Genomic DNA, 24,204 nt, shown 5'->3' with positions numbered 1-24,204 from the left:
CGGCCACCAGGTTCTCCTCGCAAGGTTCCGCATCATGGACCACGCCCTCGACAGGGCCGTACCCACCTCCCCGCCGGGGCCTCGTCCCCGCTCGCGCTCCGGTGAGCTCCCGATCCCGGATCGCCCGACCTCCGCGGCCCGGGTGGCCGGATTCGTCGCGCTGACCAAACCGCGCATCATCGAGTTGCTGCTGGTGACCACCATCCCCGTGATGTTCCTGGCCGCCGGAGGCGTCCCCGACCTGACGCTGGTACTGGCCACCTGCACCGGCGGATACCTGTCCGCGGGCAGCGCCTGTGCGTTCAACATGTACCTCGACCGGGACATCGACGCCCGGATGGACCGCACCGCGAACCGGCCCTTGGTCACCGGAGTGGTCTCCCCGCGTGAGTGCCTGGTGTTCGCCAGTGCGCTCGCTCTCGCGTCGGTCGGCTGGCTCTGGTGCCTGGTCAACCCGCTCTCGGCGGTGCTCGCGTTCGGCGCGCTGCTCTTCTACACGGTGGTCTACACCATGCTGCTCAAGCGGCGCACCTCGCAGAACATCGTCTGGGGTGGCCTCGCGGGTGGCATGCCGGTCCTGATCGGCTGGTCCGCCGTGACGGGCTCGGTGTCGTGGACGGCGGTGGCCCTCTGCCTGGTGGTGTTCTTCTGGACCCCGCCGCACTACTGGCCGCTGTCCATGAAGACCCGGGCCGACTACGCACGCGTGGGTGTGCCGATGCTGCCGGTGGTGGCCGGCATCACCACGGTGACCCGGCAGATCGTGCTGTACAGCTGGCTGATGGTGGCCATGTCGCTCTCACTGGGGCTGCTCGGCCGGGTGGGCTGGTTCTTCACCTGCGTGGCGGCCGGGCTCGGGTGCTGCTGGCTCCGGGAAGCCCACGCGCTCCACACCAGGGCCAAGGCCGGCCTCCGTGGCCCAGGGCTACAGGAGATGCGCCTCTTCCACTGGTCGATCAGTTACATCTCCCTGCTGTTCACCGCCATCGCCGTCGACCCGTTCCTCCGCTGACCGATCCGCGCTCGGCTCTCGTCCTCGTCGAGGCCGCCGGATCGGACACGTGCTCCCCGCCCGGCTGTCACGGGCGTACGACTGCGCGCGGCCTCCGCCGCCGCGCCACCGCTCGGTGCCGGTTCCCGGCTCCGGCCGGCGTCCTCCTGATGGGTCGTCCCCAGCCGGCGCAGCCCGGACAGCACGATCAGGGCGGCGCAGCCCGCCCAGCCGACGGGCACCACGAACGCGGCCTGCGGTCCGAGCCGGTCGACGGCACACCCGGCCACCAGCGTCCCCAGGGACATGCCGATGCTGAGCCCGGACAGCAGCCAGGTCAGGCCCTCGTTCAACCGTGCCGCCGGGACGAGGCGCTCCACCAGGCTGTTCGCGGTGATGATGCTGGGCGAGACGAACACGCCCAGCATCATCAGCACGACGGCGAGTTCGAGCAGGCTGCTCACGAACAGCAGCGGCACCGTGCACAGCGCCAAGGCAGCGGTGACGGCCAGCATCCGCACCGGCAGGCGTGACGTGAGCCGTAGTGCCCCCATGACGAGTCCGGCCAGACAGCTGGTGGCCGCCAGGCCGGCGAGGGCGACGGAGGCCTCGGCCCTGTGTCCGTGCTCGACGGCGAAGGCGACGCAGGTGAGGTCGAAGCCGCCGAAGACGCAGCCCAGGGCGGCGAAGGTGAGCGTCAGTGTCCGCAGGCCCGGGCTCTTGAGCACCGAGTCACCGCGGGCCGCGGTCCTCATGGCGGGTTCGGGCTCGGTGCGGCGCTGCGAGGTGACGGCGATCGTTCCCACCAGGGCGAAGATCATCGCGCATATGACCCCCGCCTCCGGGTAGACGGCCGTGGCCAGGGTGAGGGCAAGGATCGGTCCGATCACGAAAGTCGCTTCATCAGCGACCGACTCGACGGCGAACGCGGTGTGGAGCTTCGGTCCTTCCCCGTACATCGCGGTCCACCGCGCGCGGAGCATGCCGCCGATGTTGGGTATCGCCCCGGCCGCGACCACGCAGGGGAAGTCCGCCCACGGCGTCACCCCCGTGCCACTGCACACCACGAGTCCGGTGAGCCCGAGCAGCGCCACCGCCAGGGTGGGCCGCGCGGCGCGGCACTGCCCTCGGCGGTCGATGCTGCGGGCCACCAGCGGGCCGAACACGGCGATGGACACCGAGAAGGCGGCGCATACGGCGCCGGTCAGTACGTAGTCACCGGTCCGCTGCGAGAGCATGCCCACGATCCCCAGGCCGATCATGGCCCGGGGGGCACGGGCCACCAGCCCGGCCGCGGCGAGCGGCTTGGCTCCGGGCGTCGTGAAGAGGTCGCGGTACGAGCTGAGCACGAGCACCCCCAAAAAAGAGGTCGCGGTCAAGGAGACGACGCTGCCTCGGCGCACGCGGGTATCGCGGCACGGCGGTGCACGGCGACCACGGCGAAGGGCACGGACGGTGTGGCGCTCGCTCCAGGGTCACCGGGGGCGCGAGGGCGCTGCGGCGGAGTGCGCGGGGAAGCGTCTGATGGTCACGGGTGGAGTCGGCCCGGAGCCGCTCACCCACTCCATGCTGACACCGGGCCGCCGGAATGTACGGGCCCCGACGGTCGAGCCGGTGGACGATGTCCTGCCCTCCGATCGGGGGAAGGCGGTGTGGTCCAGGAGGTGCCCGGGAGGATCAGGTCCTCGGCGCGGCCGCGGGCCGCACGACATCCCTGCGGCGGGTCAGGTGTGCCTCACGCCGGGTGCATGGGGTGGGGTCTCCAGGAGCCCGGGGTCAAGTCGTGTTCACGGATTGGTGACGGGCGAATTCTGAGCCTGGTCGTACAGGTCCTCGATACGGTCCCCGAAGTAGGGCGCGAGCTGGTAGTCGAGGTTGTAGCTGTTGCCGATGTCGATGGCGTTGACGATGCCGACGCCGGTCTCCTCGTCGAAACCGAGGAACCAGGGGCTGCCCCATGCCGCGCCGCCGGCCACGGGGCAGTACAGCGCCTGCGGCATGCGCGGTGGCGGATTGGGGTCGTCCACGGAGCGGCCGCTGCAGTAGTAGAGGGTTTTCGGCTGCTGTGACCAGTAGCCGAACATGTACACCTTGGGGTGAGGGTGGATCACCTGGTTGAAGGCCACCCCCTGTCCTCCGACGGTGTCGACGAGTGATTTACCGACCGGGATGCCGACGACGGTGGCGGCACCGACGTCGAAGTTGTCGTCCGCTTTGTCGTGCCATTCGGGCAGTGAGAAGAGCTGTGTCGCCATCCACAGTCCGTACGGCGTGCGCCCGTCGTGGTAGCCGGGGGCGAAGACCCAGCTCGTGATGGACATGTCGATCAGATCGGTGCAGGAGCCTTTGGTCAGCACCACGCTCTTGTTGTGGCTCATGACGGCGACGCCGTCGCAGGCGACCTCGCCGACGACCGCGGGCGAGGTGAGGAAGACGGTGCCTACGGTCCGGCTCACCAGACCGTCGCCCTTCCACGGGCTGCCGCCGTCGGGAAAGTCCCCCGGCGGCCGGCTCCCCTTGGGCGGGTCCGGGGGTGGCGTCCGGGGGACGGTGGGCCGCACCACGACGGGCGTGGCCTGCCCGTCCGCGTGATCCGTCCGGCCGGTCGCTTCAGGGCGCGGGGATCCGGCCTCCCGTGACAGGCGCCTCGCGCCCCGCATCCGCTCGGGGGTCCAGAAGTCCAGCACCTGCTGGGGGTCCTGGTGCAGCTTCTGCACCCGGACGCCGGACACGGCCGCGGCCGGCGTCCCCGTGGAGGCGTCCCCGGCGAGCGGCAGCCCGACAGCAACACCTACCGCCATGACCGGGACGATCCATCGGGAAGCCTGGAGAACTCGCACACCCATGATGTCGGCTGCCACCCGTCTCCGGACGAGAGCCGACCGGGTGTCATCGTTCGGCGGGGCGACCGGAATCGCACTCCGTACGGACTCTCGCCCTCGGCAGCGCGCACCGGCGGCAGCCTCCCGCCATGGGCCGGCAGAGGGGTGAGCGCGTCGCGCGCGCCGTCAAGGGCGCGGCGAAGCAGGCTGCTCCGCCGCATGCCTGTCGGCGGAGTCCTCCGCCCGTTTGCTCGTGATCAGCAGGGAGAGCAGGAGAACAGCCACGCCGCATCCCGCCATGACCGCCCACGCGGGCCGGACCGCGTGGGCGAAGGTGGTGAAGCTGTTGCGGGCGGAGTTGTGGAGGCCCGTGGACAGGATCGCGCCCAGTACCGCGACACCGAGTGAGAAGCCTGTCCGGCCCATGGCCGTGAAGATCCCCGAGGCCAGTCCGGCCCGGTCGTGGGGCATGCCGGCGACGGTCATGGTCATGAGCAGGGGTGACGACAGGCCGATGCCGACGCCGAGGAGAACGTACTCGACCAGGAGAAGGACGCGGGAGGGGTCGTCCGCGAGGGCCGTCAGCAGGATCCCACTGACGATCATGGCCGTACACGCGACCACCAGGGACTTCCTCGGTCCGTAACGGGCGGCCAGCCGTCCCGCGAGGAGCGAGGAACCCCCCAGGGCGAGCGAAGGCGGCAGCATCCACAGGCCTGCCCGCAACGGCGACATGCCGAGCGCGTCCTGTAGGTAGAGCGCGCTGAGGAAGAAGAAGCCGCCGAACGTCCCGAAGAGACACAGCGCGCCGAGGACCGCGCCGCTGAACCGGATGTTACGGAAGAACCCCAGCTCGATCAGCGGTTCGGGGTGGTGACGCTCGTACACCAGGAGCCCGGCGAGGGACGCCGCGGCCACCGCCAGGCAGGTGATGACGATCGGCGAGGCCCAGCCCGCCTGCGGAGCCTCGATGATCGCGTAGGCCAGGGGGCCGAGCAGCGTGATGACCAGCACCTGTCCTACGGGGTCCAGGCCGCGTGGCCGCTCCGCACGCGACTCCGGCACACTGCGGGAGGCCACGGCCATGGCCGCGAGCCCCACGGGAAGGTTGATCCAGAAGACCGAGCGCCATCCCACGGCCGTGACGAGCACACCGCCGGCCACCGGCCCGAGGGCCAGGCCCAGGCTGTAGCCGGTCATCCACGCGCCCAGGGCGCGGGTCCGCTCGTCCTTGTCCGGGAAGACGTTGGCGATGATGGCCATGGTGACCGGGCCGAGCCCGGCCGCTCCCGCGGCCTGGAGCACACGGAACACCACGAGCCACTCCAGGGTGGGCGCGAAGGCGCACAGCACCGACGATCCGGTGAACATCATCAGTCCCACCTGGAAGATCCGCCGGTGGCCGAACCTGTCCCCGGTGGAGCCGGCCAGCAGCATCAGCGCCGCCAGCGCCAAGCTGTAGGAGGCCACGGCCCACTGCATGCCCGAGACGGACGCCCCCAGGTCCCGTTCCATGGAGGGCAAAGCGACGTTGAGGGCCGTGACGTCGATCCCGACCATGAACAGTCCGGTGCAGCAGACCGTCAGGGCGGCTCTCCGGGACCGCAGGCTGGGCAGAGGCATGGGACGACGTCCTTTCGCGGGGCCCCGGCAGTCAACCCTCGGCGGAGCACGTCCAGGATCCACTCCCCCGGCTCACGTTCGTCGCATCGCCACGGCGCGTCTCCGCCTGCGGCATGCCCTGGTCAGGTCGGCGCCACCGTGCCTGCGGAGCGGTCGGGCACGCCCGCGACGCGTTCGTCATCGCCGACGTCGCGCGCTCGACGGCCGAAGAGCTCGCCAGGTGCACGTACGCGAAGACCGTCCTTTGCCGTGGGAGAACTCGGCCACTTGACGTATCTCCCTTCACCGGAAGATCCTCCGATCGTTCCCCTCTCCTGTCCGTTCCTGTCCCCACACCATGAAACCGGAGAATTCTCATGGTACTTCCTGACCAACGCCTGACCACGAAGACGATGTCCCGGCGGGGCGTCGGCCGGCTGTTAGGAGCAGCCGCGGCCACCTCACTGCTCGGTGGTACGGGGCGCGCCGTCGCGTCCTCGTCGGGCACGGCGGACCTGGTGTTCCACAACGGCGATGTGATCACCATGGACCCGAAGCGGCCGCAGGCGACGGCCGTGGCCGTCCGGGCGGGCCGGATCGTCTACGTGGGCTCGGACTCCGGCGCCCGGGCGTTCGCCGGCAGAGGCGCCGAGACGGTCGACCTGCGGGGCCGGACGCTGATGCCCGGCATCAACGACACCCACCTGCACGCGGCGGTGTACCGGCTGAACCTCCCGCCGTACGCGCTCGACCTCGGCCCCGCCACCGCCAAGTCCGTCGCCGACATCGTCGCCGCCGTGGCAGCCGAAGCCGGACGCACCCCGGCCGGGGAGTGGATCCGTGGCTCCGGCTGGAACCCGAACCGGCTGACCGAGAAGCGGGAGCCGAACCGGGACGACCTCGACCGGGTGTCGCCCGACCACCCGGTGTTCCTCCAGGACAGCGGCTATCACGTCAGCGCGGTCAACTCCCGCGCCCTCGACATAGCCGGGATCACCGACGTCGGACCGAACGGGACCAGGAAGCCCGGCGTCGACTACGACGCCGACGGGCGCCCCACCGGCGTACTGCGCTACGGAGCGCAGGCACTGGTCCAGCTGCTGCTGCCGCCCCGCAGCCGGGAGCAGCGCAAGCAGGCGATCCAGGACGCGCTCACCCGCCTGCGGGCGGAAGGCATCACCAGCTTCACCGACCCGGGGCTGGGGCCCGGCGGTGACGGACTCGGCGGCGGCACCCAGGGCATCGAGACCCTCAACGCCTATGCGGACCTGGCCCGGGCCGGCACCCTCGACGCACGGGTGAGCGCGCTGTTCCTGCCCTGCTCCCAGTCCGGCGGATCCGCCGCGGCGGTCGACAAGGCGTTGCGCGAGTTCGCACCGCCGGCCGGTGTGGACCCCCGCCGGTTCGCGGTGCGCGGGGTCAAGCTGTTCTCCGACAGCGGCGGCGACCTGCTGGTCGCCGGCGACACCAACGAGGAGCGGGCCGCCGAACTCGCCGAGATGGTCCGTATCGCCCATGCCGCCGGCTACCAGGTAGGGGTCCACTGCTACCGGTGGGTTCCCACCGTCGTGGACGCGTTCACCGCCGCCCTGCGCCGCCACCCGCGACCCGACGCACGGCACATCGCGATGCACGGCGCGTTCGTCCCCGCGAGCCTCCTGCCCACCATGGCCAGGCACCGCATCGGCCTCGGACCCCAGGCACAGAGCTGGGCCAACGCCATCCACCAGGCGGCGCAGGGACCGGCCGGCGACGCCTTCCTGCCGTGGCGCTCGGCGGTGGACGCCGGTGTGCCGCTCCTCGGCAGTTCGGACGCCCCCGTGAACGCGCCGAACTGGCGCGCGGGTGTCCAGGCGCTGATCACCCGGCGCGGTGCCTGCGGCGACGTACACGGCCCGGAGCAGCGCCTGACCCTCGATCAGGCCCTGGCCGCCTACACCACCGCCGGTGCCTGGCAGGACTTCGCCGAGAGCTGGAAGGGCTCGGTGAGCGTGGGCAAGGTGGCCGACCTGTGCGTGCTCGGCGGCAACCTGCGCACCACGCCGCCGGACGAGATCACCGGTGTGCCCGTGGCCATGACGGTCTTCGACGGCCGGATCGTCCACGCGGCCTGACAGCGGGTACGCCCTGCCCGCCGCTGGTATCACGACCACGGGATACCGCCGGCGGGCTCCCGGGACGGGTGGGGCAGGAGCGTCGTGCGGCACCGGACAGCGTGAACCTGGTGTGTTCACCAGGCGGCCGGACCCGGAGGCCGGTGCCGTGACCGGGGTGCGTTGTCCCGCGCCACCGAGGGCCGGGCGGTGCCGTCATGGAGATCGTGGCATCGTGGCGGCATGAGCCTTGAAGTGCGCCCGGCGTCGGTGTTCGAGGACGTCCGGGCCTTGGTCGGCCCGAAGTCTCCTGGTGCCGACGTCTGCTGGTGCCTGAGCTACCGGCTCCCGTCCAAGCTCAACAACGAACTCCGTGGGCCGGCCCGCGGTGAGTACGTCGACCGGCTGTGCCGCACGCAGCCGCCTCCCGGGGTGCTCGCCTATGACGGCGACGAGCCGGTCGGCTGGGCTGCCGTGGCCCCGCGCTCGGACACGTCCTTCGCCCGCAGCCGCACCATCCCGCACGTCGACGACCTGCCGGTGTGGTCGCTGTGGTGCATCCGCGTGCGCCCCGGTCATCGCAAGCAGGGGGTCTCGCACGCACTGATCGCCGGGGCGGTCGAGTTCGCCCGCTTCCACGGCGCACCGGTGATCGAGGCATACCCTCTGGACAGCGGGGACGCCCGGGTGGACACGACGATGGCGTACGCCGGGATCCGGAAGAACTTCGAGCGCGCGGGATTCACCCACGCTGCCGACACCACCTCGGTGCTGGCCGGACATCCCCGCGTCCTCATGCGACTCGACCTGCGCTGACCCGCCGGAGCCGGCAGCATCACCGCCCTGCGGAAACGCCCTGTGCCGGCACTGCCCCCGTCGGCCAAGCCGTTGCGGCTTCCGCCCCGCCTGCCCGGTAAGCCTGCGGGCCCTGCCGTCCCGACTCCCCGCTCGGAAGACGCCGGAGCGGCCGTCGGGCTGGAGCACTCGGTCGCGATGGAGCCGTACACGGCCCTCGTCGTACAAGGTGGTGCGGGACAGCTGCGCCCAGCCGGACGGCGTGCCGGCGGTCAGCGGTGCCTCCTGGCCGGTCTACTGGCCGTGGCGGGAGCCCCAGATGAAGAGCGTGACGATGACGAGGGCGGCGATCAGGGCCCCGGTGGGCGGCCACGGGCGGGTGTTGGGGGTGTGGATGGTGTCGCCGTCGGGTGGCCCGTCGTCGTGGGCTTCGTGCCGGTGGCGGGTCCGCTCGGCCTCGGCCTTATGCTTCGTGGTCACCTCGTCCCAGGTGATGCCGCACTTGTTGCACCGATACCGATAGCCGGACATAGCACTGCCCCTTTCCGACACGAAAGTCCCGCGTCATGGCCGGGAACCCGTAGGGCTCCCGAACCCTAGTGCTACCTGCGGAGGGGCCGGAAGGAACTTCGGAGGGGTTCCCACGTTCGAGGGAGAACCCGTAACGGCGCCGTGGGAAGGGAGGGGTTCGAGGGTCTGCGGTGACGAAAGGGCAATCCTTCGTTTGAGGGGTTTACTTCTCCAGCGCTTTCCCGGGACAAGCGGTACCCGATAGCCCTAGCGCTATGACTTTCATGAAGGCAAGACATTACGCGGCGGTCGCCATCACAGCGGCGCTGGCCATCGGCGGTCTGGCATCGGCACCGGCCTCCGCCGGCACGACAGCCGCCGCGACCCCGGTCGTCCAGGCGTCCTCCGAGGCCGCTGAGAGGGCGTACGCCGCGGGGTGCGGCTGGAACGCGAGCAAGGGCGGCGAACGGGCCTACTACGAGCACTGCGCCACCAATACCAACGTGTGGATCCAGGTGAAGCGGTTTCCCCGGTCCAACTACCACCGCTGTGCGGGACCGGGCCGCACCAACCTGGACGCCGACGCCACCGGCGCCTGGTACGACAGCAATTACCGGGGCGGGCTCTGCTCCCACCCGGGGGACACCGGGCCCTGACCGGGGCGCCGGCCGTCACGGTCGGCAAGGGCCGCTCGTCCCTGCGGAGTGACGGGCGGCCCGGTCCGGAAGGCCCGCCTGGGGCCCGCGTTCCGTCGGTGTCGGCCCGTCACCTGTAGCGGCTGTGCAGGCAGGAGTCCCTGATCACGTGGGTGCGGGAGGCAGAGGTTTTCCCAGGAGACTGGATTGCCCGGCCGGCGTCGGCCGCGACAGGTCGGCGCGCGTACCTGGGGTCATCCGGGTACGGCACCGGGGTCGACGCCGGTCAGGTCACAGCTTGCGTCCCACAACCGCGCCGCGACGGCGGTGTCGGCGAGGTGGTCCCACAGCGGTTCCTGCCGGGGCTCGCCGCGCAGGCCGAAGACGCGTGGTCCCCACAGCCGGCCTCCCCGCACGGCCGGGTCGAGCACCGCGCGGACTGCGGGCCATGCGCCGGCGTGCTTGCCCTGGACGAGGAGGGCCGCGGGTGCCGCGCCCAGCCGGGCGCCGGTGGTGCGCGTATGGACCGGCGGCCGTGACGGGGTGAGGGAGTCCAGCGCGCCGCCGGGATGGACCACCACGCTCGTCACCGTGCTGCCGGCGGCGCGCAGGCGGCGGTCGAGTGCGACGCCGAAGTACATCTGCGCCAACTTGGAGCGTCCGTAGGCGCGCTTGGGCCTGTAGTCCTTCCGGGATTGCAGGTCGTCCAGATCGAGCCGCTCGGACTTCGCCGCGAAGCTGCCCATGGTCACGACGCGGGCCGCCGGCGCGGCCGACAGCAGCGGCAGCAGTCGCTGGGTCAGGGCGAAGTGCCCGAGGTGGTTCGTGCCGAACATGAGCTCGTGACCGTCCTCGGTCTCCCTGCGCGGCGGGTCGTCGAGCGCGACACCGGCGTTGTGGACCACCGCGTCAAGGCGCTCCACCTCCAGTGATTCCACCGCCGTTCCGAGCGACGAGAGGTCGGCGAGGTCCAGCCGTACGGCGCGTACCCGCGCACCGGCGACGCGCGCACGGATCGAGGCGGTGGCGGCCTCGGCCTTGGCGGGATTCCGGCTGCCGAGTACGACGGTGGCTCCGGTCGCCGACAGCTGCTCCGCGACGAAGTACCCGATGCCGGCGTTGCCGCCGGTGACCAGGAAGACGCGGCCATCGGCACGCGGCAGCCGTTGGACGTTCCACGGCGGGGTGGAGGATGCGGACGACATGGCGACGGGCTCCCTTGCTGGTGAAGGCGGCTGCGACTGCTCCGCCGGCAACTGGGCACCACGGTTCCAGCGGCCACCGACACATCGCCCAAGGATCACCGACAGTCCCGCCAGGCGGCCGACATCCCGCGTATACGGTGCCGTCCCGTCGCCGCACCGCGCGGGTGAGCGGCGCGTCGGCCGGCGGGAGCCGAAGGCGTCGCGACGGACGCCTCTATGGCCGGTGAGTGAGGTGTCCTAGATCACTGAAGAGTTTCGTCAGGAATCCGTCATTCCGGCTTCTATCACCCTACGCTCACCGAACGCGACAGGAGAACCACAGAAACGACACACCACCACAGAAAGCGAACATGAACAGAACCATCAAGAGAGCCGCGAAACTTCTCGCCGCGCCGGCCGCCGCCCTGACCCTCCTCATACCCGCCCTCGCCGCGACCGCGACTCCCGCGGCCGCCGCGACCGACAACTACACCTTCACCAACACCGACGGCACCCTCAACGCGACCGGCAACCGCGACGGCAACCAGATCTCCGTCACCCCCGACGGCACCAACTACACCAACTGGCGCCTCATCAAGCTCAGCGCCCCCGGCACGTTCAACATCGCCAGCACCTCCTCCGGCAAGTGCGTCTACGCCTCCCAGCCCGCCGTGCAGCAGTCCTGCGGCAAGGACGGCGAGCAGTGGCACTTCCGCCCCGTGGACGGCAAGCCCAACGCCTTCGGCATCGTCCGCCGCGACGACTCCACCGGCACCGAGTACTGCATGGACAACCGCGGCGGCCTCCACCTGTGGGGCATCCTCGCCCAGCCCAACACCTGCAACGGCAGCGCGAGCCAGGAATGGACGATCCCTGCGTCCAAGGCGGCCGAGGCCAAGAGCCTCGCCCTCGACTACTACGCCGACCTGTGCGCCAAGAAGACCTCCACCTGCTCGTGGACCCAGAAGTCCGAAGGGCAGCCCGAAGTCCTGCCCCGGCAGCCCGCCTCGTCGGTCTGGTTCAACGACACCAGCGGCACCATGAAGCAGGTCTTCACCACGATCTACCACTCCGGCTGGGCACAGTCGTACTCCGCGGGCCTGTCGTCCTCCGTCGGTGTCTCCACCCCGGTCCAGGCGATGATCGCCAACCAGCTCACCGCGACGCAGACCTACCAGTCCGACGAGACCACCGTGAACGGCATCGCGATCGACGTCCCGTCCAAGAACTACGGCTGGGTCGACTTCGCCGCCGTCGGCAAGAAGGTCACCGGCACGTGGACCTTCAACACCGACAACCAGCCCTGGACCACCGACGCGACCGTGACCGTTCCCGTCATCAACTCGGCGGCCGGCTCCACGATGTACGTCGCCCACACCAGCACGAACGCGCCCGGTAGTGGCACCAGCAGCGACGACATCAAGCCCACCGCTCTCGCGAAGACCGCGTCGAGCACCATGGACGTACCCGCGGGCGGCAAGCTGACCGCCCACAAGGGCGGTGTCCAGGTCAGTGACGCCAACGGCAGCACGATCGCCACGGTGCAGCCCGGCACCGTCACGGACACCAGCGGCACGACCCACAAGGTCAGTCTCGCGGTGAACGGCAACACCGTCACCCAGACCATCGAAGACGTCACCGGCGACACCATCACCGGCACGATCACGCCCCCGACCTTCTCCCTGGGCGGCGGCACCTCCACCGCGGCGGAGAAGACCGTCAAGGGGATGACGGGGGCGAAGTCCTTCATGGCCGCTCCCGCTGCCAAGAACAGCGACGAGCACGACAAGTGCATGGCCAAGAAGATCGGCACCAGCATCGTCGTCTCGGGTGCCATGGGCGCCCTGGCCGGTCCCGAAGGAGTCGCCATCGGCATGCTCCGCGGCGCGTTCACGGGCATCGCCAAGGGCGTCATCGAATGCTGACCGAGCATGTGATCTGACCGCCTGAAACGACTGTGCCCTCTGCTGCGAGCCGGCAGGGGGCACGGTGTTTTTGGCCCAGGCAGACGTGATCACCATCCATCGGCCCTATGCCGGAGCAGGGCACGTCCTCACCTGGAGCCGTGACTGTGAGAAGGTCTCCCGGATCTTGGAATGCGAACGCACAGGAAGGAAGTGAAGGTGGCGAGGGACCGGACGAGCAGCCCGCCAATGAAGGGGGTGGGGCTGAAAAGCCCCGCATTGTTGCCCAGATGGCCCTTCACCCTCGGTCTTGTCGTTCTCACGCCCCTGATCCTGGCGGGTTGCGGGTGGCTCAACCAAGGCGGGTCGGGCCTGCTGACAGCTGCCGGTGTCGTGGTCGTCCTGCCCCTCCTGGTCGTGGCCGGAGCGCTGTGCGGGGCCGGGCCCGGCACCTGTGTGGCGATCCTCGGGTTCGCCTTCGTCCTCTTCGTCGGGCCCGCGATGGACGACTATGTACTGGATCGGCGCGGCACCCGGTACGAGGCGGTGATAGCCGACACCAGCAGCTATCACAGGAAGCACGGCGCGGGGCACACCTGCACCGTCGTCCGGTCGGACGCCGGGCGGAGCCTGACCTACAAGATCGACGATTCCGACGGTTGTCAGGAGGACTTCGAGCCGGGGCGGCGCGTGACGCTGGTGGTGGACCCGGAGGACTGGCTGGCGACGCGACTGAGCAACAACGTCAACGGCCTGTCATCCGGCATGGCCTGGACCTGTGGCGGACTGCTCGCGGCCATGGAGGCCCTCATCCTCTACGGCCGCCTTCGCCGCAGGCCCCGATTCGCCTGACTTGCGGACACTCACCGCGGTCGGCCCTGCGCGCGTCGGCATTGTCCGGCGAGTCGCTCTGGGCGCGGAATTCATCAGCGCCCAGAGGGGCCTTCACTCGTCGCCGTCGTAGTGCTCGTACCGGCCGTGATGGATCACGATGCGCTCAGCCATGGCAGCGCCTCTTCTCCGCACGTGCGGGTGAGTCACGCCTATGGTGCGCCGATACGGCAACAGGCGCATCTGGGCGCTGCCGCACGCGTTCGAACACCCCGTGAGTGGAACGACGTCGGTGTCCGGGACGGCATGAGGGCGGGCCGGCCACCAGGAAGCGGTGCCCAGGGGCACAGAGGACCCGTCAACTCTTCCAGTAGTCACGGAGGGGGAGCTCGACCCAGGTGTCGGGAGGTCCGGTCACTGCGCGTGCGTCGGTGGGGCGAAGTCCCGCCCAGGCACAGGCGTGGGCTACGGCGTGGTGCTGGTGGAGGTAGGCGAGGAGGACCTCTTCGGGTGTGAGTGTGGGCACGGAGCCGTTTGGCCTCGACCGCTGCCGCGCGTTCGGCGGCGTTCAGTCCCCGCTCCCCCTCCGGGACCACGAAGAGGTCCGGCGTGGGTCCGGCCAGGCTGAGCCGTCCAGGCGACCAGCCACCGAGCACGGGGCGCCAAGGGTCGGCTCCGGCGGCCACGAGCTCTTCCACGAACTCGGGCTGACCGTCCATGAGGACTTCCCACCAAGCGATCGTCCCGTCCTTCGGCTCATCGTCGTCCAGGAGGTGATCGGCCAGGTCCGCATGGCCGGCCTGTGGCTCCCCGGAAGGCATCACCAGATGCACGATCCCACTGCTGCCGGTGGCGTCAGCGCCTTGGCTCCGGTCCCGGTGCTGAGGAACCTCCTGGTGACACTGCCGCCGCTCCCGCGCGTCGGCCGTGAACAGCCGCTGCCGCACCGCACAGCGCAGGCAGAGATTCAGCTGGTGTCAAAGCCGGCTGGCGATCCTTCATACCGCCGCCGTGTCAGTGGCGGAGTGTTCTGAAGAAGGCGCGGATGTCGTCGACGAACAGATCAGGAACCTCGAACGCGGGGAAGTGCCCGCCTTCGGCGTGCTCCCGGAAGAAGACGGCGCTGTCGCCGGGGCCGAGGACCTTGCGGACCAACGGGTCGCTGGAGAACAGCGAGGAGGCCGTGGGTACGCCTGAAGAACCGCCCCAGCCCGGGTTGTCGGCGTGGGCCAGTTCCCAGTATCTGCGACCAGCTGCGTTGCGCGGCTTCGAGCCCGGCGTGTTCCTCCGTGCTCAGGCCGTCCGGCACCGGGAAATCCTCGCCGGCCATGCCGAGCTGGAGCCAGTCACCATGAGTGTGCGCGCCGATCACCCGGTCGGCAGCAGCATCGCCACCCGGCCGGTCACTCCCGCGCCGAGGTCCCCTCGCTTTACGCCGAAGCGCTCGTAGCCCAGACGGGTCATCAGCTCTCCGAAGGCGATGGCGGTGCGCGCCAGACGGTCGTGCAGGTCATCGAGATCGGCCTGCGGGATCTGGATCCGGAATGGGCTGATGCCAGCACACATGATCATCAATATATGGCTGTTCCGGGCGGATCGCCATGAAGAGTGCGCAGGCGGCGCCGCGTCGATCAGGCCGCGTGGCCGCGCGGGGACGTCCGTTGAGTGAGCACCGAAGCGGAACCAGCGGAACTAATGGATCACCAGTTCGCGTCCTGAGCCATGTCCTTCCTGCCCGTGGCAAGAGAGAAGAACATGATCCAGGCAACCACAGGGGCTCTCCTGTCCCGCCGCGCGATGCTGGCCCTCGGCACCGGGGCGGCACTGGCAGCTCTCACGGCGAACGCCGGCACGGCCCACGCATCGGCGTCGGGCGAGGGCGAGGTCTCCCTGCGACTCGCGGAGCTTGAGCGGGAGCACGACGCCCGCGTCGGAGTCTTCGGGCACCACGTGCGGACGGGCAGAACGGTCCGTTACCGGGCCGGTGAGACCTTCCCGATGTGCTCGGTGTTCAAGACGCTCGCGGCCGCGGCTGTCCTGCGCGACCTCGACCGGGACGGCGAGTTCCTCGCCAAGCGCCTCCGGTACACCCGGCAGGACGTCGACGAGTCCGGCTGGGCTCCGGAGACGGGCAAGCACATCGCCGACGGGATGACTGTCGCGGAACTGTGCGACGCCGCGCTCACCCGCAGCGACAACGCGGCGGCCAATCTCCTGCTCCGTGAGCTGGGCGGCCCGGCCGCCGTCACCCGCTTCTGCCGCTCGGTCGGAGACCGGACGACCCGGCTCGACCGCTGGGAGCCCGAGCTCAACTCGGCCGAGCCCTGGCGCGTCGAGGACACCACCACTCCCTACGCGATCGGGCGGACGTACGCCCGGCTCGTGCTCGGCAACGCGCTGTCCCCCCGGGACCGAAGGCAGCTCACCGCGTGGCTGCGCGCCAACACCACCAGCGACCACCGCTTTCGCGAGGGCCTGCCCGCCGGGTGGACACTGGGGGACAAGACCGGCACCGGTGACTACGGCACCGCCAACGACGTGGGCATCGCCTGGGCTCCGGACGGCTCCCCTGTCGTGCTGGCGGTGCTCACCACCAAGCACACGCAGGAGGCCAAGGCGGACGACGCCCTGATCGCCGACGTTGCCAGGCTGCTGGCGACGTCCCTCGGCTGATACCCCGCCAGGAGGTCGCACTGTCCGGTTCACCATGCCGGCTCAAGCCGCGCCGGTGGACCGGGCCGCGACGCGCCCAGGCGCGCATGGCCGCACGCAGGTAATCAGCAGGAGTCGACATGTTCATACTCGCGCTCATCGCGTTTCCGTTCGCGCTTCTCGCCGGTTTCGGGCACGGCGGCCGACTCGTCCTGCGCGGCATCAGGGCGGGAGCCTGGTCCGCACCAGGTCTGTGGGGCGGCATCGGGCTGCTGGCAGGCTCCGGTGCCGCGCTGGCGTTCGCCTACGGAATGTTCGCCGGCTTCGGCGGCCTGGACCGGAGCGAAACCTGCGGCGCCTCCTACGACAGCAAGTTCGCGGGGGAGCACGACGGTGATCCGCTCTTCCCCTTGCACAGCTGGTGCGGCGCCACCCACGACCTCGTCCCCTCCTGGGTCAACCCGAGCGTCATAAGCCTCACCGCCCTGAGCGTGGTCAGCCTCGGCGTGGCCGCGGTCACCGGCGTAGCCCGTATCACCCGCACATGGGCCGCCCGACGTGCCGGTCATTCTCCGGGCGTGCACGCCCCGTAGGCGGCGCCTGGAATCGCCCGCCCGGTTCAGCGATCCGCGCCCTTCCCCGGGACCGGCAGGCGCAGGAACCCGGTCAGGAAGGCACTGGTGAGGTAGAGAGCGGCGAAGACCCACATGAGTCCCTCGACACCCAGGGGCCCGAGGAGCAGGGCCACCAGGGCCGGGCCGAGGAAGGTGCTGGCGCCCGCGCCCAGGTTCAGGGCCGACATCGCCTGCCCCTTGTGGTCGGGTGCCAGTGACGGCATCAGGGCGGACAGCGGTACGTATCCGGCGAGCGTGGCACCGAAGAGGCTCACCAGCACCACGGCCACGGGGAAGTCGTCGCCGGCCGCGACCGTCCCGTAGTACAGCAGCAGAGTGGTCACCGCGCAGCCGACGCCGCCGCACCAGGCGACCGTGCGCTGCCAGCCGATGCGGTCACCGACCACCCCGAAGACGAGGTTGAAGAAGATGTTGGTGGCGAACATCGCGGACAGCAGCCGCAGCCACTCGCTCAGGGTGAAGCCGAGCGTCTCGGTGAAGAACACCGGCAGGAAGACGAGAAAGCCGAACTGAGGCGCGGTGTTGACGGCCCGCACGACCGCACCCACCCCGATGCGGGGGCGACGCCAGATGATGGCGAGCGAGCCGGACAAGGTGGCGAGGGGGCGTTCCCCGGCTGGGGCGAGACGGCGGCGGCCGGTGGGTTCGCGGACGAGCAGCAGGGCCAGGGCACCGCCCGCGACGACCAGCCCCAAGGCGAGCCACAGCGTGCTGTAGGCGCCGACGCGCGGCACGGCGAAGCTGGCGACGAGGGAGCCGAGGGTGGGCAGGCCGCCGGTGAAGGCGAACCAGAACCAGCCGACCGCTGAGCCCAGGCGCCGCCGGGGCGTCACGGCGGTGACCCAGATGAGGAAGCCGTAGGCGAACAAGGGATAGCCCAGGCCCCGCAAGCCGTAGCTGATCAGTAGGAGGGGGAAGTCGGTCGTGGGGAGGGCAAAGAGCAGCAGGACGATCTGGAGGGCGACCCAGATGCCGAGGCCGAGCGTCATGACGCGGCGCGGGCCCCACAGGTCGCACAGCGCACCGGAGATCCAGGCGGCGACGCTGGCGGTCACGCCGTAGACGCTGAACAGCAGGGCGACCTGCTGCTTGGACAGGCCCTCGTCCAGCAGGTAGGGCGACAGGTAGCCGGACTCGACGCCGTCTCCGATCATGAAGACGAGGACGCCGACATATCCCCAGGCGAGGGCCCGGGGCAGGCCGGCGCGGTCGGTCCAGTGTCTTCGGGGGGCGCGGTCGGCCGACGATGCAGGGTCCATGACAACGGTCACGGCAACCACCTTCCGGGGGCTGTACGGGGTGGGAGGGGCGCGGCGCGGCACGGGAGGCGAACGCGTCGGTGTGCGCCACGACGAAGCGCCACGATGAAACGGGGCGGTGCGGGCGTCAACGCGGTACGGGAAAACCCTCGCGGCAGCTCAGGACGGTGGCGTGAAATCGCCGTCCGGTCCGCGTCACGCGGGTCCGGATACGGAGCGTCGGCCCTGCTCAGGAAGGTGACTGCAAGGGCCTTGAGCCCGCTCCGGTACGTGAAGTACGCGTGAATTTCACACACGTGGAGTTCACGCTGGGGAAGAGGGACTCCGGCAGTGAGCACGCCCGGCGGTGTCAGCGACCGGGGACGACGCGTACCTCGACACCCTGCTCGCGCAGCCGCCGCACTTCCGGCACGGGGGCGGCGTCGTCCACCAGGACCAGGTCGAAGTCGGTGAGGGGGGCCAGCGCGTACAGGCCCTGGTTGGCGAACTTGGTGTGGTCGACGAGCAGGACGCGCCGGGTCGCGGACGCCATCATCGCCTGCTTGACCTGCACCGTCTCCGGCGACATGTGGTAACAGCGGCCGCCGGTGACGGCGGTCGTCGACATGAACAGCACGTCGGCGCGGTACGCCTGCGCGCTCTGCGCGGCGTGCGGGCCCATGAAGGCGTCGTAGGCCGGGAAATAGGTGCCGCCGAGCGCGATCAGCGAGACCCCGGGTTCCGCGGCCAGCGCGGAGACGACCGGCAGCGCGTTGGTGATGACGGTCAGCGGTGTGTGCCCGGCCATCTGCCCGGTCAGGCCCAGGCACGTCGTGGAGTCGTCGATCATCACGATGCGGCCCGGTGCGAGGAGGTCGGCCGCGGCGCGGGCCAGCCGCTGCTTGGTCCGTGTCATGGACGTCATGCGTTCGCCGACGCTGCCGTGGAACTGCGTCGACGGCAGGCAGCTCGCCCCGCCGCGCACCTTGCGCAGCCAGCCCTGGGCCTGCAACGCGTCGAGGTCGCGGTGCACGGTCATCACGCTGACGCCGAACTCCTCGGCCAGGGCGGACGTCCGGACGAACCCCTTGGCCGTCACCAGGTCACGCAGCCGCCGGCGCCGCTCCTCCTGACCGTCCCCGCCACTCACGCCGCCGCCCCTCCCCCGGCGCACCCCCGTACCGGGTAGTCACGCCGCCACCGTCATGTGAATCTCACACGAACCTAACACGGCGTGTCCCGGCCCTCCCTTGCCCGTGCCGGTCCCGGGAAGGACCTCACATCGCGCGCGTCCCGCGGTGCGGGAAATGCCCTGTGGCTGATTGACGCCCTGCCGGGCGGCGGGTTTCGCTACGTCCGCGAACCGGCCGCCGTCCCTGGTGACGCGGCCACTGCGAAGAGGCAGGTACTCGAAGTCATGTCGGTTCTCACCATCGACGTCGGCACGTCGGTGATCAAGTCGGTCGTCTTCGACGACCAAGGCCAGGAGATCGCGGTCTCGCGCGTCGCCACCGAGGTTCTGCGGCCCGGCCCCGGCCGGGCGGAGCAGGACATGGACGCGGTGTGGGACGGCGTGGTCCGCACCGTGCGCGGCGCCCTGTCCCGGCTCGGCCCGGACGCCGGCTCCGTGTGGCTCGTGAGCCTCACCGCGCAGGGCGACGGCTGCTGGCTGGTCGACGGCCGGGGCCGCCCCACCGGGCCGGCGGTCCTGTGGTCCGACGGCCGCGCCGGCGGTCTGCTGCGGCGCTGGGAGGCCGAGGGCGTCCTGGAGGAGGCGTACCGGCGCAACGGCTCCCTCACGTGCGGCGGCATGCCCAACGCGCTCATCAGCTGGCTCGCGGAGCACGACCCGGAGCGGCTGGAGCGCTCCGCGACGGCCCTGACCGCGGCCGGCTGGCTGTTCCTCAAGCTCACCGGCGTCACCGCGATCGACGAGTCCGACGCGTCCGCGCCCTTCCTCGACCACTCCACCGGCGACTACGACCCGCGCATCGTGGAGCTGTTCGGCCTCACCTGGGCCCGCCGCCTCCTGCCGCGCGTCCTGGGCGAGGACGAACGCATCGCCGAGATCACCACGCGTACGGCCGGTGAACTGGGCCTGCCCGCCGGGCTGCCCGTGGTCATGGCCCCCTACGACATCGCCGCGACCGCCCGCGGCGCCGGCGTGGTCGACCCGGGCCAGGCCTGCGGCATCCTCGGCACCACCTTGTGCACCGAGATCGTCACCCGCGACGTCGACACCGCGGGCGAGCCCTGCGGGATCAACATCGCCTACGGGGGCCGCGAGCGCGTCCTGCGCGCGTTCCCCACCTTGTCGGGCACGGAGGTCCTGGACTGGGCCGCCCGGACCCTCGGCGTCGAGGGCCCCGCCGCGCTCGGTGAGCTGGCCTTCGGCACCGGGCCGGGCGCCGGAGGCCTCGCCTTCCTGCCGTACCTCTCCCCCGCCGGGGAACGCGCCCCCTTCCTCGACCCGCGCGCCCGCGGCACCTTCTGGGGCCTGTCGCTGGAGCACACCCCCGCCCACCTAGCCCGCGCCGTGTTCGAGGGCCTGTCGCTGGTGGTGCGCGACTGCCTGCGGGCCTCCCGCACCGAGGTCCGCGAACTGCGCCTGTGCGGCGGCGGATCGGCCAGCGACGCCTGGTGCCGCCTGATCGCCGACGTCACCGGGGTGCCCACGGCCCGCAGCACCGACACCGAACTCGGCGCCAAGGGCGCGTTCCTGACCGGCCTGGTGCTCACCGGGGCCGAGCCCAGCATGCGCGACGCGGCGGCGAAGTACGTCCGGATGCGCGCCGGCTGGGATCCCGACCCGCGGCGGAGCGCCTTCTACGACGAGCTCTACGCCTCCTTCCTCACCTGGCGCGACGCCGCCCGCTCCCTCGGCTGGTCGCCCGCCGCCGCACCCACGCACGTACCCGCCCAGACGTCGGCACCCGCACCCGTAGGGAACGCCACCCATGCCTGATCACCAGCATCCGCGGCCCGCCCCCTCCCTCCTGATCGACCCCGACGCCGTCCACCTGGGCCTCGACCTCGGCACCCAGAGCGTCCGGGCCGTCGCCGTGGACGGCACCGGCCGGACGATCGGCGCCGCCTCCCGGCCGCTGACCGGCCGGCGCGACGGCGTACGCCACGAACAGGACCCCGAGCAGTGGTGGACGGCCCTCGCCGACGCCTGCCGCGAGGCCCTCTCCGGCATCGCCCCCGAACGGGTGCGCGGCCTCGCCGTCGACGCCACCTCCGGCACGATCCTGCTGACCGACAGCCACGGCACACCGCTCACCCCCGGCCTGATGTACGACGACGGGCGCGCCCATGCCCGCACCGAACGCGTCAACACCACCGGCGCCGCGGTGTGGGAAGCCTCCGGCTACCGCTCCATGCAGCCGTCCTGGGCCCTGCCCAAGCTCCTGTGGCTGCTGGAACAGCAACCGCTGCCCACCGGGGCCCGGCTGCTCCACCAGGCGGACCTGATCACCTGGCGGCTGACCGGACAGCAGACGGCCGCCGACGCCAGCCACGCCCTCAAGACCGGCTACGACCTCGTCGGGGAACGCTGGCCGGAGGCGGAACTGGCCGCGCTGGGCGTCCCGCCTCAGCTGCTGCCCGAGGTCGTACGCCCCGGCACCGTCCTCGGCACCGTGTGCGCCGACGCGGCGCGCGCCACCGGCATCCCCGCCGGCACCCCGGTCGTCGCGGGGATGACGGACGGCTGCGCCGCGCAGATCGGCGCGGGAGCACTCACACCCGGCGCCTGGAACTCCGTCCTGGGCACCACCCTCGTCCTCAAGGGCGTGAGCACCCGCCTGGTGCGGGACCCGGCGGGCGTCGTCTACTGCCACCGAGGGCCCGGCGGTACGTGGCTGCCCGGCGGGGCGTCCAGCAGCGGCGCCGGGGTGATCGCCCGGCACTTCCCCGGAGCCGACCTCGACGCCCTCACCCGGGAGGCCGCCGCCTCCGGTTCGACCGCTGTGGCGTACCCGCTGACCGGCGCGAGCGGGGAACGCTTCCCCTTCCGCGCCCCACAAGCGAGCCCCTTCGTCCTCGGCCGGCCTTCCGGTGAAGCCGAGCACTTCCACGCCTTCCTCCTCGGCGTGGCCTGCGTGGAGCGGCTCTGCTTCGACTACCTGGACCACCTCGGCGCCCCCGTCGACGGCCCCGTCACCTTCACCGGCGGCGGCGCCCGCAACGCCTACTGGTCGCAGCTGCGCGCGGACCTCCTGGACCGCGCCGTCCGGCTGCCCGAGCGATCCGGCAGCGCCACCGGCATGGCGGTGCTCGCCGCGACCGCCTCGGGCGCCACGCTGGAGGACGCGGCGGCCGCCATGGTCCGGGTGCGCACCGAGCTGTACCCCGACCCGGCGCGCACCGCCCGCCTGCTTCCCCGCTACCTCGACTTCGTCGACGAACTGACCCGCCGCGGCTGGCTGGAGCCGGCCGTGGCGGCGCACGCCCGCAGAAAGGCCGAGCAGTGACCGACTTCCTCCTCGTACGCCACGGCGAGACCGAATGGCACGCCGAGAACCGCTACGCGGGCCGCAGCGACGTGGCCCTCACCGACCGCGGACGCCGGCAGGGCGACGCCCTCGGCACCTGGGCGGCCGGGCAGGAGCTGGACGCCGTGATGTGCTCGCCGCTGTCCCGGGCCCGGCTCACCGCCCGGCCGACCGCGGCCGCACTGGGGCTGCCCCTGCACGTCGACGAGCGGCTGACCGAGGTCGACTTCGGCCGGGGCGAGGGCCTGACACGTACAGAAATGGCCGAGGCGTTCCCCGACGAACTGGCCGCCTTCCTCGACGACCCGGTGGCCCATCACCTGCCCGGCGGCGAGGACCCCGCCGCAGCGGCCGCCCGAGCCGTGGCCTGCCTGACGGAGACCGCGCGCGACCTCCCCGGCGGCCGCGTCCTCGTCGTGGCCCACTCCACCCTGCTGCGCCTCGCCCTGTGCGCGCTGCTCGGCATCCCCCTCTCCCGCTACCGCGCCGTCTTCCCGGCCCTGGAGAACGGGGCCCTGACCGAGCTGCGGCTGCGCGAGGGGCAGGCGTCCCTGCTGCGCCTCAACGCGCCGGTCACCGCCGGCGCCCCCACCCTCGCCTGACCCCTCGTCCGATCCTCCCTGGAGCACCACCGTGACCACCACCGTCCTTGCCGCGGGCGACCACTTCGTCCTCCCCCGCCTGCTGACCGAGGAACTCCGCGCCGCCGCGCCCGAGACCCCGCTCGACGTCCGCGAGCTGACCCTGCCCTGGCCGCACACCCCCTTCGGGCAGGTCGCCGACGTCGACGAGGCGTCGGGCACGGAGGACGAGCTCATCGAGGCGCTGCGTGGGGCACGCGTGTGCGTCACTCAAATGGCACCGCTGACGGAACGGGTCCTGCGGGCCTGCCCCGACCTGGAGCTGTTCTGCATAAGCCGCGGCGGCCCGGTCAACGCCAACCTGGCCGCCGCCACCCGCCACGGCGTCGCCGTCAGCTACGCCCCCGGCCGCAACGCCACCGCCACCGCCGAACACACCCTCGCCCTGCTGCTCGCCGCCGCCCGCGGCATAGGCGACGTCCACACCGACCTCAAGCGGGGCACGTGGCGCGGCGACTACTACGACTACGACGCCTGCGGCATCGAGATAGAAGGCTGCGTCGTCGGGCTGGTCGGCTTCGGAGCCATCGGCTCGCGCGTGGCCCGCGTGCTGGTCGCCATGGGCGCGCGCGTCCTGGTGCACGACCCGTACGTGCCGGCGGAGGCGCTCGCCGGCCTGGCCGAGCAGGTCACCCTGGAGGAGCTGCTGCGCCGCTCCCGCATCGTCTCCCTGCACGCGCGCGTGACGGACGAGACCCGGGGCATGATCGGCCACGCACAGCTCGCGGCCATGCCGCGCGGCTCCGTCCTCGTCAACTGCGCACGCGGCGCCCTGGTCGACTACGACGCCGTCTGCGACGCCCTGGACTCCGGTCACCTGGCGGGCGCCGGGTTCGACGTCTTCCCCGCCGAACCGGTACCGGCCGGTGCCCGCCTGCTGTCCGCACCGGGCGTGGTGCTCACCCCGCACATCGCGGGCGGCAGCCGGCAGGTCGCGCACAAGGCGGCCCGGATCGTCGCCGCGGAGGTCGCGCGCTTCCTCGACGGCAGGCCCTTGGCTCACTGTGCCAATCCGGAGGTGAGGGCGGGCTGAGGGCTGCGCGTTCCGGAGTACGGGGGCGGGGGCGGGTGGCGCTGCGCGGGGCTTGTTCCCCAGCCCCGCCCCTTCCCGATACCGGGGCTCCGCCCCGGACCCCGGTCCTCAAACGCCGGACGGGCTGAATCGTTGCCCGGAA

General features: G+C 71.4%; 21 protein-coding genes. 12 read left to right on the top strand and 9 right to left on the bottom strand.

What is annotated here, in order from left to right; translation table 11 throughout:
- Window positions 1-34 precede the first annotated feature (34 nt).
- The gene (locus SMD11_RS33940) at window positions 35-1,012 is read left to right on the top strand and encodes a heme o synthase (RefSeq protein WP_087930090.1); all 978 of its coding nucleotides are present in this window, start codon (window positions 35-37) and stop codon (window positions 1,010-1,012) included.
- Here the strand turns inward: SMD11_RS33940 and SMD11_RS33935 are convergent.
- The 3 genes from SMD11_RS33935 to SMD11_RS33925 form a co-directional block, all read right to left on the bottom strand.
- Window positions 961-2,370: an MFS transporter gene (locus SMD11_RS33935; RefSeq protein ID WP_159395452.1), complete on the bottom strand. Its 1,410-nt coding sequence runs from the start codon at window positions 2,368-2,370 to the stop codon at window positions 961-963. The genes SMD11_RS33940 and SMD11_RS33935 overlap by 52 nt on opposite strands.
- 408 nt (window positions 2,371-2,778) lie before the next feature.
- Window positions 2,779-3,792 carry a trypsin-like serine peptidase gene (locus SMD11_RS33930; protein WP_087930088.1) on the bottom strand — a complete coding sequence of 338 codons (1,014 nt, stop codon included), beginning with the start codon at window positions 3,790-3,792 and terminating at the stop codon, window positions 2,779-2,781.
- Window positions 3,793-3,999: 207 nt separating this feature from the next.
- A complete protein-coding gene (locus tag SMD11_RS33925) occupies window positions 4,000-5,436 on the bottom strand; it encodes an MFS transporter (RefSeq protein ID WP_087930087.1) in 1,437 nt (478 codons plus the stop codon).
- A 356-nt stretch (window positions 5,437-5,792) separates the two neighbouring features.
- Here SMD11_RS33925 and SMD11_RS33920 point away from each other — a divergent pair, with 356 nt between their 5' ends.
- Together SMD11_RS33920 and SMD11_RS33915 are read left to right on the top strand one after the other, a co-directional pair.
- The gene (locus tag SMD11_RS33920; RefSeq protein ID WP_234366302.1) at window positions 5,793-7,529 is read left to right on the top strand and encodes an amidohydrolase; all 1,737 of its coding nucleotides are present in this window, start codon (window positions 5,793-5,795) and stop codon (window positions 7,527-7,529) included.
- Between the two features lie 222 nt (window positions 7,530-7,751).
- Window positions 7,752-8,324, top strand: a complete 573-nt coding sequence (locus SMD11_RS33915; RefSeq protein ID WP_087930085.1) for a GNAT family N-acetyltransferase — start codon at window positions 7,752-7,754, stop codon at window positions 8,322-8,324.
- A gap of 273 nt (window positions 8,325-8,597) precedes the next feature.
- Here SMD11_RS33915 and SMD11_RS33910 read toward each other — a convergent pair whose 3' ends face one another.
- The gene (locus tag SMD11_RS33910) at window positions 8,598-8,834 is read right to left on the bottom strand and encodes a hypothetical protein (RefSeq protein ID WP_087930084.1); all 237 of its coding nucleotides are present in this window, start codon (window positions 8,832-8,834) and stop codon (window positions 8,598-8,600) included.
- A 263-nt stretch (window positions 8,835-9,097) separates the two neighbouring features.
- Here SMD11_RS33910 and SMD11_RS36720 point away from each other — a divergent pair, with 263 nt between their 5' ends.
- Window positions 9,098-9,469, top strand: a complete 372-nt coding sequence (locus SMD11_RS36720) for a DUF6355 family natural product biosynthesis protein (RefSeq protein WP_234366301.1) — start codon at window positions 9,098-9,100, stop codon at window positions 9,467-9,469.
- Between the two features lie 233 nt (window positions 9,470-9,702).
- On the opposite strand, the gene SMD11_RS33900 is transcribed toward SMD11_RS36720, so the two are convergent.
- Entirely contained in the window at window positions 9,703-10,653 is a 951-nt protein-coding gene (locus SMD11_RS33900; protein ID WP_087930083.1) for an SDR family NAD(P)-dependent oxidoreductase, read from the bottom strand.
- A 350-nt stretch (window positions 10,654-11,003) separates the two neighbouring features.
- Between SMD11_RS33900 and SMD11_RS33895 the strand changes: the two genes are divergently transcribed.
- Both SMD11_RS33895 and SMD11_RS33890 read left to right on the top strand, forming a co-directional pair.
- Entirely contained in the window at window positions 11,004-12,557 is a 1,554-nt protein-coding gene (locus tag SMD11_RS33895; RefSeq protein WP_087930082.1) for an RICIN domain-containing protein, read from the top strand.
- Window positions 12,558-12,818: 261 nt separating this feature from the next.
- Entirely contained in the window at window positions 12,819-13,388 is a 570-nt protein-coding gene (locus SMD11_RS33890; RefSeq protein WP_159395451.1) for a hypothetical protein, read from the top strand.
- A gap of 993 nt (window positions 13,389-14,381) precedes the next feature.
- On the opposite strand, the gene SMD11_RS36715 is transcribed toward SMD11_RS33890, so the two are convergent.
- A complete protein-coding gene (locus tag SMD11_RS36715; protein WP_234366300.1) occupies window positions 14,382-14,522 on the bottom strand; it encodes a hypothetical protein in 141 nt (46 codons plus the stop codon).
- Between the two features lie 213 nt (window positions 14,523-14,735).
- Window positions 14,736-14,933, bottom strand: coding sequence for a hypothetical protein (locus tag SMD11_RS36710; protein WP_234366299.1), 198 nt, complete (start codon window positions 14,931-14,933; stop codon window positions 14,736-14,738).
- A gap of 189 nt (window positions 14,934-15,122) precedes the next feature.
- Between SMD11_RS36710 and bla the strand changes: the two genes are divergently transcribed.
- Window positions 15,123-16,040, top strand: coding sequence for a class A beta-lactamase (gene bla, locus SMD11_RS33875; protein WP_087930080.1), 918 nt, complete (start codon window positions 15,123-15,125; stop codon window positions 16,038-16,040).
- Between the two features lie 119 nt (window positions 16,041-16,159).
- Complete coding sequence (locus SMD11_RS33870; RefSeq protein WP_087930079.1) at window positions 16,160-16,612, top strand: hypothetical protein; 453 nt, start codon at window positions 16,160-16,162, stop codon at window positions 16,610-16,612.
- 26 nt (window positions 16,613-16,638) lie between these two features.
- Here the strand turns inward: SMD11_RS33870 and SMD11_RS33865 are convergent, their stop codons facing one another.
- Window positions 16,639-17,913, bottom strand: a complete 1,275-nt coding sequence (locus SMD11_RS33865; RefSeq protein WP_087930078.1) for an MFS transporter — start codon at window positions 17,911-17,913, stop codon at window positions 16,639-16,641.
- A 349-nt stretch (window positions 17,914-18,262) separates the two neighbouring features.
- Entirely contained in the window at window positions 18,263-19,042 is a 780-nt protein-coding gene (locus SMD11_RS33860) for a DeoR/GlpR family DNA-binding transcription regulator (RefSeq protein WP_087930077.1), read from the bottom strand.
- A 267-nt stretch (window positions 19,043-19,309) separates the two neighbouring features.
- On the opposite strand from SMD11_RS33860, the gene SMD11_RS33855 reads away from it, so the two are divergent.
- Genes SMD11_RS33855 through SMD11_RS33840 form a run of 4 tightly spaced genes read left to right on the top strand, consistent with a single transcriptional unit; the run spans window position 19,310 to window position 24,062 of the window.
- Complete coding sequence (locus SMD11_RS33855; RefSeq protein ID WP_087930076.1) at window positions 19,310-20,857, top strand: FGGY-family carbohydrate kinase; 1,548 nt, start codon at window positions 19,310-19,312, stop codon at window positions 20,855-20,857.
- Window positions 20,850-22,367 (top strand): FGGY-family carbohydrate kinase, encoded by a 1,518-nt coding sequence (locus tag SMD11_RS33850; RefSeq protein ID WP_087930075.1) that lies wholly within the window; start codon window positions 20,850-20,852, stop codon window positions 22,365-22,367. Before SMD11_RS33855 ends, SMD11_RS33850 begins: the two co-directional genes overlap by 8 nt.
- On the top strand, window positions 22,364-22,990 hold the full coding sequence (locus tag SMD11_RS33845; RefSeq protein ID WP_087930074.1) for a histidine phosphatase family protein: 627 nt from the start codon (window positions 22,364-22,366) through the stop codon (window positions 22,988-22,990). Before SMD11_RS33850 ends, SMD11_RS33845 begins: the two co-directional genes overlap by 4 nt.
- Before the next feature lie 31 nt (window positions 22,991-23,021).
- Window positions 23,022-24,062, top strand: a complete 1,041-nt coding sequence (locus SMD11_RS33840; RefSeq protein WP_087930073.1) for a 2-hydroxyacid dehydrogenase — start codon at window positions 23,022-23,024, stop codon at window positions 24,060-24,062.
- The last annotated feature ends 142 nt before the right edge of the window (window positions 24,063-24,204 follow it).

The organism is Streptomyces albireticuli (assembly GCF_002192455.1).
Lineage (GTDB): Bacteria > Actinomycetota > Actinomycetes > Streptomycetales > Streptomycetaceae > Streptomyces > Streptomyces albireticuli_B.
Note: the sequence above shows the minus strand (reverse complement) of the source record. Positions and strands in the feature narration are given on the sequence as shown.